Origin of the sequence: Rhodococcus sp. NPDC059179, from assembly GCF_042754885.1 — a bacterium.
In the GTDB taxonomy this organism is placed as follows: Bacteria; Actinomycetota; Actinomycetes; order Mycobacteriales; family Mycobacteriaceae; genus Rhodococcus_G.
The window spans coordinates 15063-29701 of the sequence record NZ_JBHZBV010000009.1; the positions used below are offsets into that span (position 1 = coordinate 15063).

General features: G+C 68.6%; 18 protein-coding genes. 12 read left to right on the top strand and 6 right to left on the bottom strand.

All coding sequences use genetic code 11. The features are described from left to right. Positions 1-94: 94 nt before the first annotated feature. The gene (locus tag ACFXMV_RS17010) at positions 95-1081 is read left to right on the top strand and encodes a glycoside hydrolase family 43 protein (RefSeq protein ID WP_378500388.1); all 987 of its coding nucleotides are present in this window, start codon (positions 95-97) and stop codon (positions 1079-1081) included. Positions 1082-1088: 7 nt separating this feature from the next. On the opposite strand, the gene ACFXMV_RS17015 is transcribed toward ACFXMV_RS17010, so the two are convergent. Continuing rightward, the gene (locus ACFXMV_RS17015; RefSeq protein WP_378500389.1) at positions 1089-2066 is read right to left on the bottom strand and encodes a pseudouridine synthase; all 978 of its coding nucleotides are present in this window, start codon (positions 2064-2066) and stop codon (positions 1089-1091) included. A gap of 470 nt (positions 2067-2536) precedes the next feature. Between ACFXMV_RS17015 and ACFXMV_RS17020 the strand changes: the two genes are divergently transcribed. Beyond that, the gene (locus ACFXMV_RS17020; RefSeq protein WP_378500390.1) at positions 2537-4219 is read left to right on the top strand and encodes an alkaline phosphatase D family protein; all 1683 of its coding nucleotides are present in this window, start codon (positions 2537-2539) and stop codon (positions 4217-4219) included. A gap of 43 nt (positions 4220-4262) precedes the next feature. Here ACFXMV_RS17020 and ACFXMV_RS17025 read toward each other — a convergent pair whose 3' ends face one another. Both ACFXMV_RS17025 and ACFXMV_RS17030 read right to left on the bottom strand, forming a co-directional pair. Then, the gene (locus ACFXMV_RS17025) at positions 4263-4685 is read right to left on the bottom strand and encodes a hypothetical protein (RefSeq protein ID WP_378500391.1); all 423 of its coding nucleotides are present in this window, start codon (positions 4683-4685) and stop codon (positions 4263-4265) included. A gap of 94 nt (positions 4686-4779) precedes the next feature. Then, positions 4780-5652: a PE-PPE domain-containing protein gene (locus tag ACFXMV_RS17030; RefSeq protein ID WP_378500392.1), complete on the bottom strand. Its 873-nt coding sequence runs from the start codon at positions 5650-5652 to the stop codon at positions 4780-4782. A gap of 92 nt (positions 5653-5744) precedes the next feature. Here ACFXMV_RS17030 and ACFXMV_RS17035 point away from each other — a divergent pair, with 92 nt between their 5' ends. After that, positions 5745-6110 (top strand): VOC family protein, encoded by a 366-nt coding sequence (locus tag ACFXMV_RS17035; RefSeq protein WP_378500393.1) that lies wholly within the window; start codon positions 5745-5747, stop codon positions 6108-6110. A 10-nt stretch (positions 6111-6120) separates the two neighbouring features. Here the strand turns inward: ACFXMV_RS17035 and ACFXMV_RS17040 are convergent, their stop codons facing one another. Together ACFXMV_RS17040 and ACFXMV_RS17045 are read right to left on the bottom strand one after the other, a co-directional pair. After that, on the bottom strand, positions 6121-6606 hold the full coding sequence (locus ACFXMV_RS17040; protein WP_378503205.1) for an SRPBCC family protein: 486 nt from the start codon (positions 6604-6606) through the stop codon (positions 6121-6123). 2 nt (positions 6607-6608) lie between these two features. Continuing rightward, positions 6609-6935, bottom strand: a complete 327-nt coding sequence (locus ACFXMV_RS17045; RefSeq protein ID WP_378500962.1) for an ArsR/SmtB family transcription factor — start codon at positions 6933-6935, stop codon at positions 6609-6611. 78 nt (positions 6936-7013) lie between these two features. On the opposite strand from ACFXMV_RS17045, the gene ACFXMV_RS17050 reads away from it, so the two are divergent. The 7 genes from ACFXMV_RS17050 to ACFXMV_RS17080 all read left to right on the top strand — a co-directional run bounded on the left by ACFXMV_RS17050 (position 7014) and on the right by ACFXMV_RS17080 (position 10512). Then, entirely contained in the window at positions 7014-7226 is a 213-nt protein-coding gene (locus ACFXMV_RS17050; protein ID WP_378500963.1) for a DUF4287 domain-containing protein, read from the top strand. Between the two features lie 36 nt (positions 7227-7262). Then, positions 7263-7850 (top strand): methyltransferase family protein, encoded by a 588-nt coding sequence (locus ACFXMV_RS17055; RefSeq protein ID WP_378500964.1) that lies wholly within the window; start codon positions 7263-7265, stop codon positions 7848-7850. An 85-nt stretch (positions 7851-7935) separates the two neighbouring features. Next, positions 7936-8397 carry an SRPBCC domain-containing protein gene (locus ACFXMV_RS17060; RefSeq protein WP_378500965.1) on the top strand — a complete coding sequence of 154 codons (462 nt, stop codon included), beginning with the start codon at positions 7936-7938 and terminating at the stop codon, positions 8395-8397. Next, positions 8394-8747: an ArsR/SmtB family transcription factor gene (locus tag ACFXMV_RS17065; RefSeq protein WP_378500966.1), complete on the top strand. Its 354-nt coding sequence runs from the start codon at positions 8394-8396 to the stop codon at positions 8745-8747. Before ACFXMV_RS17060 ends, ACFXMV_RS17065 begins: the two co-directional genes overlap by 4 nt. 68 nt (positions 8748-8815) lie before the next feature. Next, complete coding sequence (locus ACFXMV_RS17070; RefSeq protein ID WP_378500967.1) at positions 8816-9238, top strand: SRPBCC domain-containing protein; 423 nt, start codon at positions 8816-8818, stop codon at positions 9236-9238. Between the two features lie 72 nt (positions 9239-9310). Further along, complete coding sequence (locus ACFXMV_RS17075; protein WP_378500968.1) at positions 9311-9913, top strand: ClpP family protease; 603 nt, start codon at positions 9311-9313, stop codon at positions 9911-9913. 2 nt (positions 9914-9915) lie between these two features. Continuing rightward, a complete protein-coding gene (locus ACFXMV_RS17080) occupies positions 9916-10512 on the top strand; it encodes a ClpP family protease (RefSeq protein ID WP_378500969.1) in 597 nt (198 codons plus the stop codon). Between the two features lie 14 nt (positions 10513-10526). Here the strand turns inward: ACFXMV_RS17080 and ACFXMV_RS17085 are convergent, their stop codons facing one another. Beyond that, complete coding sequence (locus ACFXMV_RS17085) at positions 10527-10898, bottom strand: helix-turn-helix domain-containing protein (protein WP_378500970.1); 372 nt, start codon at positions 10896-10898, stop codon at positions 10527-10529. A 92-nt stretch (positions 10899-10990) separates the two neighbouring features. Between ACFXMV_RS17085 and ACFXMV_RS17090 the strand changes: the two genes are divergently transcribed. Together ACFXMV_RS17090 and htpG are read left to right on the top strand one after the other, a co-directional pair. Then, positions 10991-12409 carry a WS/DGAT domain-containing protein gene (locus ACFXMV_RS17090; protein WP_378500971.1) on the top strand — a complete coding sequence of 473 codons (1419 nt, stop codon included), beginning with the start codon at positions 10991-10993 and terminating at the stop codon, positions 12407-12409. A gap of 264 nt (positions 12410-12673) precedes the next feature. Next, the gene (gene htpG / locus ACFXMV_RS17095) at positions 12674-14602 is read left to right on the top strand and encodes a molecular chaperone HtpG (protein WP_378503204.1); all 1929 of its coding nucleotides are present in this window, start codon (positions 12674-12676) and stop codon (positions 14600-14602) included. The last annotated feature ends 37 nt before the right edge of the window (positions 14603-14639 follow it).

Consider the following 14639-nt stretch of genomic DNA (forward strand, 5'->3'; position numbering starts at 1 on the left):
GGCCTCTGACATGTTCTCGGAACGAGCCGTCCGGCCCGCCGGTAACGATCCGCCCCCGTCTGCGGCCAAGTCTGGGCACGGTGCGCCCGCTGCCATGAATACTGCAGCGGTGAGGCTGACCAAACGAACCGGCTTTTCCGCCATGTCGATGGTGATGCTCGTCGTTGCGGGCCTACTTGTCGCGGCCCAGGGGAGCAGCGGCGCCGCACCTCCCGCCTGGCGATACACGATGGTGGCGTTCAGCAACGCCAGCGACCGCGACATGGATGTGTACGAGTCGGGGGACGGCACGCAATTCCAGCTCGTCCAACAGTCGGCGTTCAGGCCCCCGTCGGGACTGGTGCGTGACCCGAGCATCTTCCGGCACACGGACGGGTTCTATTACGTCACCTACACAACGGTCGACGGGGCGAATATTGGCTTCGCGCGCAGCAGCGACCGCACCAACTGGACGTTCCAGGGGTCCTGGCCGGTCCCGTTCTGCTGCGCCTTCCTGCCGGGCACGGGGGACGGTACGGGTTCTGCCAGCCCGCCGGGATTCTCGGGGTCGGCGGGGTTCAGCGACGGACCGTCACTGTCCCCGTTCACCACGAAAGCCTGGGCGCCCGAATGGTTCGTCGACGGAGACCGCGTCCACGTCATCCTGTCGATGTCGACCGGTGGCGGATTCGTGCCGTATCTGATGACGGCGCTGGAACCTTCGCTCAGGATCTGGAGCCCGCCCGTTCCGCTCGACGGGATCGGCGCGGACCACATCGACACCACCGTGGTCAAGGTGGGACCGACCTACCACGCGTTCACCAAGAACGAGACGAAGAAGGTCATCGAGCATGCGGTCGCTCCGTCGGTGACGGGACCTTATTCGTTTGTCCCGCCCGGAAATTGGGGTTCGCTGGTGGAGGGCCCGGCCGTGGTCCAGTTGCCGAACGGTGCCTGGCGGATGTACCTCGACGCCTACACCGAGGGGAAGTATCTCTATTCCGACAGCGCGGATGGGCTGCGCACCTGGTCGCCCGTGCAAGAGCTTCCAGGTCTTTCCGGGACGGTGCGCCATATCGGCGTGATCCGAGAGCCTGCATAAGGCCCGCTCAGCGCCCCGAAACGGGCGCCTCGCTCAACGTCCGGTGGGTGACGAACTGTCGCGGCGCCCCCGACAGCGGATCGGTGAATTCCAGTTCCCGCGCGAGTAGTTGAAGTGGGAGGGAATGATCGTCCGGCGCGTCGGGCAGCAGATCGGGGTATCGCCGGTCGCCCAGGATCCCGGCGCCGAGTGCCGCCAGATGCACCCGCAACTGGTGCATCCGTCCGGTGTGCGGACGCAGCACCGTGTGCAGCACGCCGCGTCCGGAGGAGCTCACACCCGTCCCTCGCACCTCGACCACAGTCTCGGCGTTGGGCTCCCGGGCGTCGTCGACGACGACCCGCAACTCGCCGCGCCGAGCCTCGATGTGGTTGCGGTAGACGAGGGGAACGGCGCGTCCGGCGAACGCCGGTGCGTCCTGGTCCCACCCGGGCGGTGGCGCCGACACCGCCTCGTAGACCTTCGCGACCCGCCTCTTCTCGAACAGCGACTGGTACGCGCCGCGCGTCGCGGGGCGGGCCGAGAACATCACCAGGCCCGCGGTCCCGCGGTCGAGCCGGTGGATCGGCGCCAGGTCTGGGTTGTCGAGGCGGACCCGCAGTCGGACGAGCGCGGACTCGCGCAGGTATCGCCCGCTCGGCGTGGTCGGGAGGAAGTGCGGCTTGTCGATCACGACGAGGTCGTCGTCGACGTGCAGGATCTCCTCGTGGAACGGCACCGGGTCCTCCACCGGCAGATCGCGGTAGTACCAGACGAAGGGGTGCGCGCCCAGCGCCGTGCCGCGACCGATCGGACGGCTGTCGGCGCCCACGATCTCGCCGGCGTCGAACCGTCGGTACAGGTCGCCGGAGTCCAGGTGGCCGAACCTCGCGACGACGTACTCGGCGATCGTTGTCCACGGCCCGGACGCCGGGACGCGTAGTCGCGTCGGGCCGACTCCGTTCCTGACGGGCAGCGGTGGGGGCATCGGCACGCGCGCCATCATCCCACCGGCTGCGGCTCCTGTGCGCCGCGGTCCGCCTAGGTGTAGGCCACCGACGAACGGGCGGCTATCGGAGGGAACGTCGAGAGGCGTACCCGGTAACCGCCCGTTCGTCGATCATTTCGGGGGACGAACGCGCTCCGGCACATCCGTCCGTCAGCTCAAGCCATCCAGCCTGTAATACAGTCCGACCATTCCGAACGCCACGACTCCGAACGCCACGACGGCGAGCGGCCCCATGATCGGATCTCCGGCCAACGCGCCCTCTTCAAGCCACCTCGCGATTTCGATCGAGCCCGAGTCCTCCCGGTAGCGGGCCGGTCCCGAGGGCGAATCCCGGTGTCGGGCAGCGCCACGACCTTCCTCGGGTGGATCGAGTCGTCATTCGGTGAACGGTGGAGAAACAATCGCAGGACGGGCCGTGGACGTCTAGTGTCATCAGGAATTTGTCCCTACCGCACCTGAGGTGGCTTGTGTCCTTCCCGCCCACCAATGTTTCCCGCCGCGCGTTCCTGGCCGGCCTGTCCGCACTGGGGGGCGCGAGCCTGCTGCCCGCCACCGCGAACGCCACCCCCGTCCTGCGTCAGGCCCCCGATGGCGGGGCGGGCCTGATCCGCAACCCCGAGTTCGGCAACGGCGTCATGGCCGGGGTGCCGCGCACCGACGGCGCGACCTTGTGGACCCGGGTCGGCGGGGCGGGGAGTACCGGCAGCCTCGGGACCGGCAGCCTCGGAAGCGGCAGTGCCGGAAGCGGTAGCGCCGGAAGCAGCGCCACGGGCGGCGAGTTGGCGTTGATCGTCTCGAAGCGGGAGGACCTGTCCGCCCCGGTGCTCGCCGAGCGGGTTCAGGTACGGGAAGATGCCGACGGCACAGTGCATTTCGATGTGAACGGCCTGGCCCCAGGGGAGACCTACTACTACCAGTTCCGCGGGAACGGGGGCGAGTCGTCGGTCGGGCGGTTCCGGACGCTGCGGCCGGCCGATTCCAACGAGCCGGTCCGCATCGGCTGGTTCACCTGTCAGGGCTTCGAGGAGGGCTACTACGCGGCGCACCGACACCTCGCCGCGGAGGATCTCGACTTCGTCGTCTGCCTCGGCGACTACGTGTACGAGTTCACCAAGCCGGGCGTGCGGGGCATCGAGACCAACGCCTTCCCGCAGACCATCGATGCCATGCGGGACAAGTACCGCAGGTACCGCACCGATGCCGACCTGCGGCTGATGCACAGCCAGCACGCCTTCATCCCGATCTGGGACGACCACGAGTTCCGCAACAACTACAGCCAGGACGGCTGGACGTTCCCGGTGGTCTCGCCCATCGACAGTGCGGTCGGGTTCCAGCAGAAGAAGCAGTGGGCGTGGCAGTCCTGGTTCGAGCACATGCCGGTGCCGCGTTTCGCGGGCGACCCGACGCGCACCTACCGCTCGCTGCGGGTGGGCCGGACGGTGGAGCTGTTCGCTCCGGACACCAGGCAGTACCGCGACGCGCAGGCCTGCGGCGACGCCGAATTCGCCGTCTGCGCCGAGGCCGACGTGGCGGGCCGGACCATGCTCGGCGGGGCGCAGAAGCGGTGGCTGCTCGACGGCATGACCAACTCGGACGCCCGCTGGAAGGTGGTGGCGAACGCCAACATGATGATGGGCATGGTGGTGGCGGACGACGGCGCCCGGGCCTACATGGACACCTGGGACGGCTACGGCGCCGAGCGTGCCGAGATCCTCTCCACCGCGGCCCAGTCCGTGGAGAACCTGGTCCTGGTCACCGGCGACGACCACGACGGGTGGGCCGGGGAGCTGTGGGACACCGGGTTCGCGCCGGGCACACCGAGCGGGGCCCAGACCAACGCGCCCGGCACGGCGCGGGCTGGTGTCGAGTTCGTCGTCCCGTCGGTCACGTCCGCCAACACCGGGGACGGAGGAGCCACCGGTAGCAGCGACGCGGGCGCGGCGCGGGCCGAGGAGGCGAGCAGGCGCGCCAAGAACCCGCACCTGCGGTATGCCGACATGGTCGATCACGGCTACGGGATCCTCGAGGTCGACTCGGCGGAGGCGCGCTTCCAGTTCCGGACGGTCGACAGGCTGAATCCGAATTCCGGCGCGGAGACGACGAAGGCGCTGCGCACCCCGGCCGGGCAGTCGGTGATCGACACCCTGTGACGTCGGCTTCTCCGCCTGGGCCGCCGATCGGTCCAGGCGGCGGTTACGGCACGTAGAACGTGGCGAAACCAGGGGTGACGATTCCGGCCACCGGATTGAGGATGACGACGACCTGCCCGATTCCGGTGTTCAGTGTCGCCGCGGCCGGGATCCCGTTCAGGCCATCCGACAGCTGACCGGCGCCGGTCGCGCCGGTCGACAGGTTCATCCACTGCACCTGGGAGGTGAGCGGGCAGCCCCAGCCGCCGGGATTCCCGCCGGTGATCGTCACGGCTCCGGGCCGGTCACCGACCACCGCCGCGCACCGAGAGGCGGGAGCGTCGAAGCTCCCGTTCGGGTTTCCGTATGGGGCCGGATTGATCTGAAACGGAAGGGTTACCGGCGCCGCCGCCGCAACCCCCGCGGTCGACAACCCCAGCGCAGCGACGATCGTTGCGCACGTACCTAGCCTGCGAGCGAGTTTCACAACAGATCCCCCTGCAATGTTGGACGGCCCGACCCGAACACTGCCCAGCGTAGCGCGGACCTCGGACGAGATCGGCCGTGAGCGCTCGCCGTGCTCAGGCTGCCCTGCTCGTGACGTGCCCAGCGGGCAGGGGCCCGAACGTCGCCTGCACCTGGATCCACTGCGCCAGCACCTGGCACCCGGTCAGCCCGCTCGCATCGAGCGGTTCGGTGGCGTACGCGACGTGTCGCCCGCCGCGTGGATTGGCCACCCGCACGCCGCGCCAGGTCAGGCGGGCGGGCAGGTAGCCGAGCACCTCGAGCAGCGCGGTGCGCAGGCGCCGTAGATCCGTCCGCCACTGCCGAAAGCTCAGACGTGTCTTCGTCGCGTTCTGGAAGCTGTTGTCGCGAAGCAGTTCCCAGAGCTGGCCCAGCCAGGTGTGCCGGTCCCGCAGCGACATCCACCGGGTGAGGTCCGCGATGTCGCGCACGTAGCTGTCGTCGCTGGCGTTGCAGATCATGTCCTCTGGGTGCCCGACCCACAGGACGGGTATCGAGTCGGGCGCAGCAGGCCCGGCCCCGGCGACTCCGCGCCCGCGGCAGCCAGGGACGGCGCCCTCCGGCTGTTCGGGATCGGAGATCAGGCCGACGGCGACAACTCCGTCGGCGGAGAGACGTCCGGCCGCGATGTGTCCGAGCATCTCGCGGATGACGGTGCAGCCCTGCGAGTAGCCGATCAGCATCACCGGGCCGTCGGCCTCCGCGACCGCCTCGACCAGTCGGCGCACGCCGACCTCGGTGCTCTGCCGGTAGCTCAGCCCGCCGACGGCGACCGGACCGTAGGACGCCGGATAGCCGACCCACCGGCCGACGAATCGCCCGTCGAGCGCGTCGGTGACCTCGCGCAGCAGCCCGGACACCTCGGTGCGGCGGTCGTCGGGGTGCGATTCCCCGGTACCTCCGACGGCGAGAACGGTTATCTGCGACATGACTCCACGATGCCCGCCCCGGGTAAGGATCCGGTCAGCGACGGCTGAGAAGATCCTGGCAATCGGGGTCCGGCGCGTCCTAGGGTCGACCCATGACCCGTCCCGACATCGGTATGGATTACACCGTCCTTGACTGCCCAGACCCACGCGCACTGGCCGGTTTCTACGGCGCGGTGCTCGGCTGGCGGGTCGCGCGGTCCGACGAGGACTGGGTCGTGCTGCAGGGGCCGGGTGCGGTCCGGTTGGCCTTCCAGCTCGCCCCCGACTTCGTCCCGGTCGACTGGCCTGCGCAGGGCGTTCGGGTACACCTCGACCTGCTCGTCGACGACCTGGACGTGGCCGAACGGTGGGTGGTCGGGCTGGGTGCGCAGCGCGTGGAGGGGCCGCGGGAGCACCCGTCGTTCACCGTGTTCCGGGACCCGGTCGGGCACTACTTCTGCCTGTGCCGTCGCGGCTGAGCGTCAGCGTTCACCCGGCCTTCGCCAGCAGCGCGTCGAGCGCCTCGAAGCTGTTGTTCAGGCCGCCTTCCATGCCGGACTGCAGCATGCCGTCGCGCTCGGCGGCGGTGACGAACTGGTTGTCGATGACGACCCTGGTGCGGCCGTCGCCCAGGTCGACGAACTCGACGGTCTCGATGCACACGTGCGCGGGCATGCCGTCCCACTCGAAGGAGTAGATCAGCCGGTCCTTCGGGGTGATCTCGCGGAACCGTCCCTCGAAGCCGTCGGTTCCGCCCTCGTGGTGCTCGACGAACCGCCAGTGGCCGCCGCGCTCGAATTCCCAGCGCTCGACGTCGAGCGGGTTGCCCCGGCCCCACCACTTGGCGAGTTGCTCGGGTTCGGTGTACGCCGCCCAGACCCGGTCGCGGGCGGCGTTGAAGACGCGTTCGATGTGAATGTCCCGGTCGCCTGGAGTGGACACGGTTGCGGCGGCGGGGGTGTCTTGCGTGGTCATCGTTACTCCTCCGTGTGGTTGAGGAACTGTCCGAGACGGTCCAGGCGGCCCTCGATCTCGAGCTGGTGGCCCCGGATCCAGGCGGCCTCACGGTCGAGCGGGTTCGTGCCGAGTCGGCAGTGGCGCACGCGGCCGCGCTTCTCGGTCACGACCATGCCCGCCTCCTCGAGGAGGCGGAGGTGCTTCGTGATGCCGGTGAGGGTCATCTCGAAGAGCTCCGCCAGCTCGCTGACCGTGGCGTCGGCTCGTCCGAGGTGTTCGAGGATCCCGCGTCGGGTGGGATCCGAGAGCGCCGTGAACGAGACGTCGAGGAGCGAATGCTGAACCATCTAGTTCAGTATTGCCCCGGCGGCTCCATGCTGTCAATGGAGGGGACGACGAGAGCCCGGGACGGTAGCGTCGCAGGAATGACTGAGCCAGTGAAGGGTCCGGCGTCCTACTTCCCGTCGATCGAGAAGAAGCACGGTCGGCCGATCGCGGAGTGGAAGACCATGATTCGATCGTCGGGGTTGAGCAAGCACATGGAGCTCGTCGGCTGGCTCAAGGCCGAGCACGGGATGGGGCACGGTCACGCCAACGCCCTCGTCAAGCACACCCTGGACGAGGATGCGGCCGGCTAGACCGGTCGCGGGCGCGAGGGGCGAGGAGGCGGCGCCGTGCTCCCGCTGGTCGCGTCCAATTTGGCCGCCGGGCTGATCCTGGCCGCGGCGTTCACGGCGTTCGTGTGCTCGGAGCTCTGGATCGGGCGTTCCCGGCCCAGCGACGCCGGGCAGGATCGGGACACCCGTAGTGGCCTCGCGGTCGGGCTGGGTCTGCTGATCGCCTACGTCGGCGGCCTCGCGGTGAGCCTGCTCGTGACGTCGACGGTGATCACCACGGGCGCCGTCTGGTATTTCGTTGCGGGCCTGGCGATCGCGGCCGCGGGACAGGGGCTCCGCCTGCGCGCGGTGCACGAGCTCGGGGCGGCGTTCACGTTCAAGGTCCAGGTGGCCGCGGGGCAGGCGGTGGTCGACACCGGCCTGTACCGGTGGATCCGGCACCCGTCGTACACCGGCGCGCTGATCTGCGCGCTGGGGTTCACCATCGCGTACACGAACTGGCTCGCACCGCTGGCGGTGCTCGGGTTGATCCTCGGCTACGTGGTGCGGATCCCGCACGAGGAGCGGACGCTCGCCGAGGGGCTCGGCGAGCCGTACCGGCAGTACATGCGCAGGACCAAGCGGCTGATCCCGTTCGTGTTCTGAGTTCTCCAATATGCAACCAATGGTTGCGTCACGGTGGATGGTCGGCTAGCGTGATGTGCAACCAAACATTGCACATGGAGGACGGATGACGAGCATGGAGTACGGCAGCATCGAACGAGAGATCTATGTCGACGCCTCGCCCGAGGTGGCGTTCGAGGTCGTCAGCAGCCCGGAGCACATCTCACAGTGGTGGACCGACGATGCCGCGGTCGACGCGACGCCAGGCGCGGTCGGTGAGTTGGTCTGGGGTGATCGGGCGGAGGTCGTCCCGATCACCGTGGTGAGCGCCGAGCCGCCTCGATTGTTCTCCTTCCGCTGGTGCTATCCCGAGGGCAAGGTCGACGACGCCGTGAACGCGTTGCTGATCACCTTCGAGCTCACCCCGTCGGGCACGGGCACCAGGATTCGGCTCATCGAGACGGGATTCCGCGAGATGGGTTGGGAAGCCGCGAAGTTGGAGGAGCAGTACCGGGAGCACAGCGTCGGTTGGGACACCTTCGTTCCCCGACTCGGGGAGTACCTCGCGCGGCTGGTGTCGACCCCGTGACCACCGCCGTCGACGACGACCTGTGGTCCGCGATCGGGGATCCGACCCGTCGGCGAATGCTCGACCTGCTCCTGGCGGATGGGAACGGCACGGCCACCAGCCTCAGTGAGCAGCTGCCCATGACACGGCAGGCCATCGCGAAACATCTCGGCGTGCTCGACCGTGTCGGCTTGGTGCACGCCACGCCTGCCGGGCGAGAGCGGAGGTACCGGGTGGACGAGGCGCAACTTGCTCGCGCGGTCGCACAGCTGTCCTCGGTGGGGGCGGCGTGGGACGCCAGGCTGCGGCGTATCAAGAAGATCGCCGAGGCCGTTCAGCGAACGAAAGACCAGCGCGGCCTGCAGCCGTGAATTCACGAAGGTCATACGAGAACCAACACTGGAAGGAAGTACCGAAAATGGTAGACATCCTGCACAGGGTGGGAATCAAGTCGTCGGTGACCGAGGTGTACGCGGCCTTGACGACCGCCGAGGGGCTGGCCGGCTGGTGGACGACCAACACTCAGGGCGACGGTAACGATCTGGGTGGCGTGCTCCGATTCCGTTTCGGGGCGGGTGGATTCGACATGAAGGTCCTGGAGCTTGACCCGGGCAGGCGCGTGCTGTGGGAGGTGGTCGACGGACCCGAGGAATGGATCGGCACCCAGGTGGACTGGGAGCTCGATCAGGTCGATGACTACACCATCGTTCTCTTCAATCATCGAGGTTGGAAGGAGCCGGTGGAGTTCATGCACCACTGCAGCACCAAGTGGGCGCTCTTCCTGATGAGCCTGAAGTCGCTTGTCGAAACCGGGAAGGGCGCTCCGGATCCCGACGACGTCAAGATCGACAACTGGAACTGACAGTCCACCGATCCGTCTGCCCTCGGCAGACAAATCGATTCGCCGCCGCGCCAAGCGGATACAACGGAATGCATGATCGCGACACCGAATCTGACCTATCGAGACCAACTCACCGACCGGCTCTTCCGGCAGCGCACCGTGCTGCTGACCGGTGAGGTGAACGACGAGATGGCGGAGCGGGTCTGCGCAGAGATGGTGCTGCTCGCCACGGCCGACGCCGAGCGCGACGTCGTCGTCTACATCAACTCACCCGGCGGCTCAGTGCTGGCCGGGCTCGCCATCTACGACACGATGAAGCTGATCCCCAACGACGTGGTGACCGTCGCGCTCGGGTTCGCCGCCAGCATGGGGCAGGTCCTGCTCGCCTCGGGCACCCACGGCAAGCGGATCAGCCTGGCCCACAGCCGGATCATGATGCATCAGCCGTCGGCCGGCATCGGCGGCACCGCGATGGACATCGCCATCCAGGCCGACAACTGGGAATACATGAAGCGGCAGTCGGAGGAGATCCTGGCCGCCGAGACCGGACGCACCGTCGAGGAGATCGCCGCCGACAGCGACCGGGACCGCTGGTTCACCCCGGAGCAGGCACGCGAATACGGGATCGTCGACCGGGTGGTCGGATCGTTCGACCAGATCGCGCCGTTCGCGACCGCACGACGGATGGGGCTGTAGTCATGGCGCAGTACACGATTCCCAACGTCATCGAACGGACCCCGGCTGGCGAGCGTTCCTTCGACGTGTTCAGCCGCCTGCTGGGCGAACGAATCATCTTCCTGGGCACCGAGATCGACGACGGCGTCGCGAATGTGGTGATGGCGCAGCTGCTGCACCTCGAGGCGGAGGCGCCGGAGCGGGAGATCGGCCTGTACATCAACTCGCCGGGCGGCTCGACCACCGCGATGCTCGCCATCTACGACACCATGCAGTTCCTGCGCCCCACGGTAGCCACCTACTGCATGGGTCAGGCGGCGTCGGCCGCGGCGGTGTTGCTCGCCGCGGGCGCGCCCGGACGCAGGCATGTGCTCAAGCACTCGCGGGTGCTGCTGCACCAACCGTCGGCGAGGGGCGAGGGCACCATCTCCGACCTGGCCCTGCAGGCCGCCGAGGTGCTGAGGGTCCGCTCGCAGACCGAGGAGATTCTCAGCGCACACACCGGCCAGGATGCGAGCCGACTCCGTAACGACACCGCCCGGGACCGGATCTTCACCGCGTCGGAGGCGCTCGACTACGGCCTCGCGGACCAGGTGATCGTCTCCCGCGACGCGGCGTAGGGCCGGTCCGGCGATCAGGCGGCCAGCAATTGCACCTGCGGCGGACCGGTCTCCACGCGTTGACCGGTGCGCAGCGGGGCCGACAGCCGTCGCACACCCCTGGCAAGCAGGTTCTCGAGCGGCAGGCCGAGCGCGTCGCACACCGAGGTCAGCATCTCCGACGATGGCTCTTTGCGTCCACGCTCCATCTCGGAGAGGTACTGCTTGGACATGCCCACCTCGCGGGCGACGTCGTCGAGGGTGCGGTCCTGATCGCGACGCTCGTTGCGCAGGATCTCGCCGTACACCTGTCGCAGCAGGGGAGCGGGCCGGTCGCGTTCCGTGCGCCGTCCGTCGCGTCGCCGGGTGGCGATGTCGACGACGACCGGCCGATCCGCAGCTGCCATGACCGCAAGCCTGCCACCGGGCGGTGGCGCTCGGCGCCCCTGTTCACTCAGGGCGGACAGGGCATCGGTGATACCTTCCGTCGGTGCCGCGGATGAGTCCCCCTGATGCGCAGACGTATTGGATCTCCACCAAGATCCACAGCGACCAATTCCTGCTCTACTGCTTCGAGGACCCGGCCGACTCGATACCCGAGATGTGCGCGGCGCTCATCGCACGGGCCGCGCTCGTCCCGGACCTGCGGCTGATGGTCCGCGAGGTCCCGCTGCACGCCGACTACCCGTACTGGGTGCCGATGGACGTCGGTGCCGATCACGTCGTGGCCCACGCGCCGCTCGCGAGCTGGCCGGACTGCCTGCGGGCGGTGGGGGAACTGCTGACCGAGCGCCTGGACGCGCGCGAATCTCCCTGGCGGCTCCACCTTTTCGAGGTCACGCACGGTGCCCCGCGGTGCGGCGACGGTCCCGCGGTTGTCGCGGTGCTGCAGGTCGCGCACGCCCTGGCGGACGGCCGCGGCGCCTCCGCGTTGGCCCGCGCCCTGTTCGGCGGGCAGGCGCCGCAGGCGCGGCGGACCTCGCGCCCCGCGCCGTGGCGACCGGCGTGGGCATTGGCCCTGGCGGGCGCCCGGCTCCCGGTGCAGCTGGCCTCCCTCGTGGCAGCCGCCTGGCCGGCGCACCGGACCCATCGCGCGCTCGAGCGAGCCACCGCCGAGGGGGTGCTGGCGCCGCAGCCGCCGAGCCGCGTCAAGGGTCCGACCAACGCCCAACCCGACGACCGCCGGACGGTGCGGATGGTGGTTCGCGATTCGGCGGACCTGCGCGGGCCCGGCGTCACGGTCACGGTGGGCGCGATGACCGCGATCTCGCTGGCGTTGACCCGGTACCTGCGGGCGCAGGGGAGCGAGGTGCCCGACGACCTGGTCGCGGAGGTGACGGTCGCCAAGTCGGGGCACGCGCGGGCACGCAACCACTTCCGCAACGTCGCCGTCGACCTGCATCCGGGGGTCGCGGACCTGCGTGAGCGCGCCGCGAAAATCGCCGCGTCGATGGCGTCCCGGCGGGCCAACGGCGAGCACCCCGCCGCGGCCGCCGCGGACCGCGCACTGCGCTCGGTGCCGGGGCCGCTGGTCCGGTGGGGGGTCGAGCAGTTCGATTTCGGCGCGATCCCCGAGACGGTCACCGGAAACACCGTGGTCTCGAGCGTCGACCGCGGGCCAGGCGACCTGTCCCTCGGCGGCGGACCGGTGCGCTTCACGTCCGGATTTCCGGCGCTGTCGCAGTTCATGGGCCTCACGCACGGTGTACACGGCATCGGGGACACCGTGACGATCAGCATCACCACCAGCCCGGCCGTGCTGGCCGACGTCGATGCCTACGAGGCGATGCTGCACGACGCGGTCGACCAGGTCAGGGCGGAATTTCGGTCAATCGGGTGGCGGGCCGCGCCGTCCGCGGATACCCTGCATTCGGTGTCGGAAGATCCGGCGGTGTCGGTAGATCCGGCAGAACATTGACGACTCGACGAGTCATCGAAGGAGTCCCTAGATGTCGACGCTCATTTATGACGCACTGCTTCCCTACGTCGGTCCGGCCGAGGCCGCGAACCTGGCCGCAGCGCTGGCCGTCGGGCCGTAGGTCCACCACAGATCTTTCGTGAGGCCCGGTGGAGCATCCGCTCCACCGGGCCTCACGCGTGTCCGGGGTCGGCGTAATATTCCGACGACGAATCTGGTGTCGGGGTCCGATGTCGAGGGCCCCGGCTGTCGAAGGGAATCGGATTGAACGCGCACATCGAGCAGCTCGAATTCCAGGCGGAGACCCGCCAGCTGCTGGACCTGATGGTCCACTCGGTCTATTCGAACAAGGACTCCTTTCTCCGCGAGCTGGTCTCCAACGCCTCGGACGCGCTGGACAAGCTGCGCCTCGAGGCGTTCCGCGACAAGGACCTCGACGTGGACACCTCGGATCTGCACATCGAGATCGAGGCGGACAAGGACGCGCGCACCCTCACCGTCCGCGACAACGGCATCGGTATGTCCCGAGCGGAGGTCGTCGACCTGATCGGCACGCTGGCCCGCTCCGGCACCGCGGACCTGCGTCGCAAGCTGCGTGAGGCCAAGGATGCCGCGGCGTCCGAAGAACTGATCGGGCAGTTCGGCATCGGCTTCTACTCGACCTTCATGGTGGCGGACAAGGTCACGCTGCTCACCCGCCGTGCGGGCGAAAGCCAGGCCACGCGTTGGGAATCGAGCGGCGAGGGGACGTACACGATCGAGACGGTCGACGACGCGCCGCAGGGTAGCTCCGTGACCCTGCACCTCAAGCCCGAGGACACCGAGGATCACCTGCACGACTACACGTCCGAGCGCAAGATCAAGGAACTCGTCAAGCGCTACTCCGACTTCATCGCGTGGCCGATCCGGATGGATGTCGCGCGCAGCGTGCCGGGGGAGGACGGCGCCGAGGCGACGGTCACCACCTCATCCGAGACGATCAACTCGATGAAGGCGCTCTGGGCGCGTTCGAAGGACGAGGTCTCCGAGGAGGAGTACCAGGAGTTCTACCGGCACATCGCGCACGCCTGGGACGAGCCGCTCGAGACCATCCCGATGAAGGCCGAGGGCACCTTCGAGTACCAGGCGCTGCTGTTCATCCCCTCGCACGCGCCGTTCGATCTCTTCCAGCGCGACGCCAAGACCGGCGTGCAGCTCTACGTCAAGCGCGTGTTCATCATGGACGACTGCGATCAGTTGATCCCGGAGTACCTGCGCTTCGTCAAGGGCGTGGTGGACGCGCAGGACCTCTCGCTGAACGTCTCTCGCGAGATCCTGCAGCAGGACCGGCAGATCCGGGCCATCCGGCGCAGGCTCACCAAGAAGGTCTTGTCCACGATCAAGGACATCAAGGCCGAACGTCCCGACGACTACCGCACGCTGTGGACCCAGTTCGGCCGGGTGCTCAAGGAAGGCCTGCTGTCCGACACCGACAATCGCGATGCGCTGCTGGGCATCTCGTCCTTCGCGTCCACGCACAGCGAGGACGATCCGACCACCCTGGACGAGTACCTGGCGCGGATGAAGGACGGGCAGGAGCAGATCTACTACGCGACGGGCGAGACGCGGCAGCTGCTCGAGAGCTCGCCGCACATGGAGGCATTCCGCGCCCGCGGCCTCGAGGTGCTGTTGCTGACCGATCCCGTGGACGAGATGTGGGTCGGCGCGGTGCCGGAGTACGAGGGCAAGGCCTTCCAGTCGATCGCCAAGGGCGAGGTCGACCTCGACACCGAGGACGACAAGAAGGCCGCCGAGTCCGAGCGCGAGGAGCAGGAGAAGGACTTCGCCGGCCTGCTCACCTGGATGACCGAGACGCTCAGCGAGCAGGTCAAGCAGGTGCGGCTGTCCACCCGGTTGACCACCTCGCCCGCGTGCATCGTCGGCGACGCGTTCAGTATGTCGCCGACCCTGGAGAAGATGTACCGCGCCTCCGGGCAGGTACTTCCCACCACCAAGCGGATCCTCGAGCTGAACCCGGAACACCCGCTCGTGACGGCGCTGCGGACGGCCCAGGCCGAGCGCGACGACGATCCGGCGCTGGAGGAGACCGCCGAATTGCTGTACGGCATGGCGCTGCTCGCCGAGGGCGGCGAGCTCGACGACCCGGCGCGGTTCACCGGCATGCTCGCCAACCGCCTGGCTCGAACCGTCTAGGCGGGCAGCGCGCCGCGCCGATCTCGAGCGATCGAGA

What these genes read in the sequence shown, in the direction of transcription:
- ACFXMV_RS17035 (WP_378500393.1), top strand. Translation starts at nt 5,745, where the DNA reads ATGACCCGTCCCGACATCGGTATGGATTACACCGTCCTTGACTGCCCA.
- ACFXMV_RS17010 (WP_378500388.1), top strand. Translation starts at nt 95, where the DNA reads ATGAATACTGCAGCGGTGAGGCTGACCAAACGAACCGGCTTTTCCGCC.
- ACFXMV_RS17090 (WP_378500971.1), top strand. Translation starts at nt 10,991, where the DNA reads ATGAGTCCCCCTGATGCGCAGACGTATTGGATCTCCACCAAGATCCAC.
- ACFXMV_RS17075 (WP_378500968.1), top strand. Translation starts at nt 9,311, where the DNA reads ATGATCGCGACACCGAATCTGACCTATCGAGACCAACTCACCGACCGG.
- ACFXMV_RS17040 (WP_378503205.1), bottom strand. Translation starts at nt 6,606, where the DNA reads ATGACCACGCAAGACACCCCCGCCGCCGCAACCGTGTCCACTCCAGGC.
- ACFXMV_RS17080 (WP_378500969.1), top strand. Translation starts at nt 9,916, where the DNA reads ATGGCGCAGTACACGATTCCCAACGTCATCGAACGGACCCCGGCTGGC.
- ACFXMV_RS17060 (WP_378500965.1), top strand. Translation starts at nt 7,936, where the DNA reads ATGACGAGCATGGAGTACGGCAGCATCGAACGAGAGATCTATGTCGAC.
- ACFXMV_RS17050 (WP_378500963.1), top strand. Translation starts at nt 7,014, where the DNA reads ATGACTGAGCCAGTGAAGGGTCCGGCGTCCTACTTCCCGTCGATCGAG.
- ACFXMV_RS17085 (WP_378500970.1), bottom strand. Translation starts at nt 10,898, where the DNA reads ATGGCAGCTGCGGATCGGCCGGTCGTCGTCGACATCGCCACCCGGCGA.
- ACFXMV_RS17045 (WP_378500962.1), bottom strand. Translation starts at nt 6,935, where the DNA reads ATGGTTCAGCATTCGCTCCTCGACGTCTCGTTCACGGCGCTCTCGGAT.
- ACFXMV_RS17030 (WP_378500392.1), bottom strand. Translation starts at nt 5,652, where the DNA reads ATGTCGCAGATAACCGTTCTCGCCGTCGGAGGTACCGGGGAATCGCAC.
- ACFXMV_RS17015 (WP_378500389.1), bottom strand. Translation starts at nt 2,066, where the DNA reads ATGATGGCGCGCGTGCCGATGCCCCCACCGCTGCCCGTCAGGAACGGA.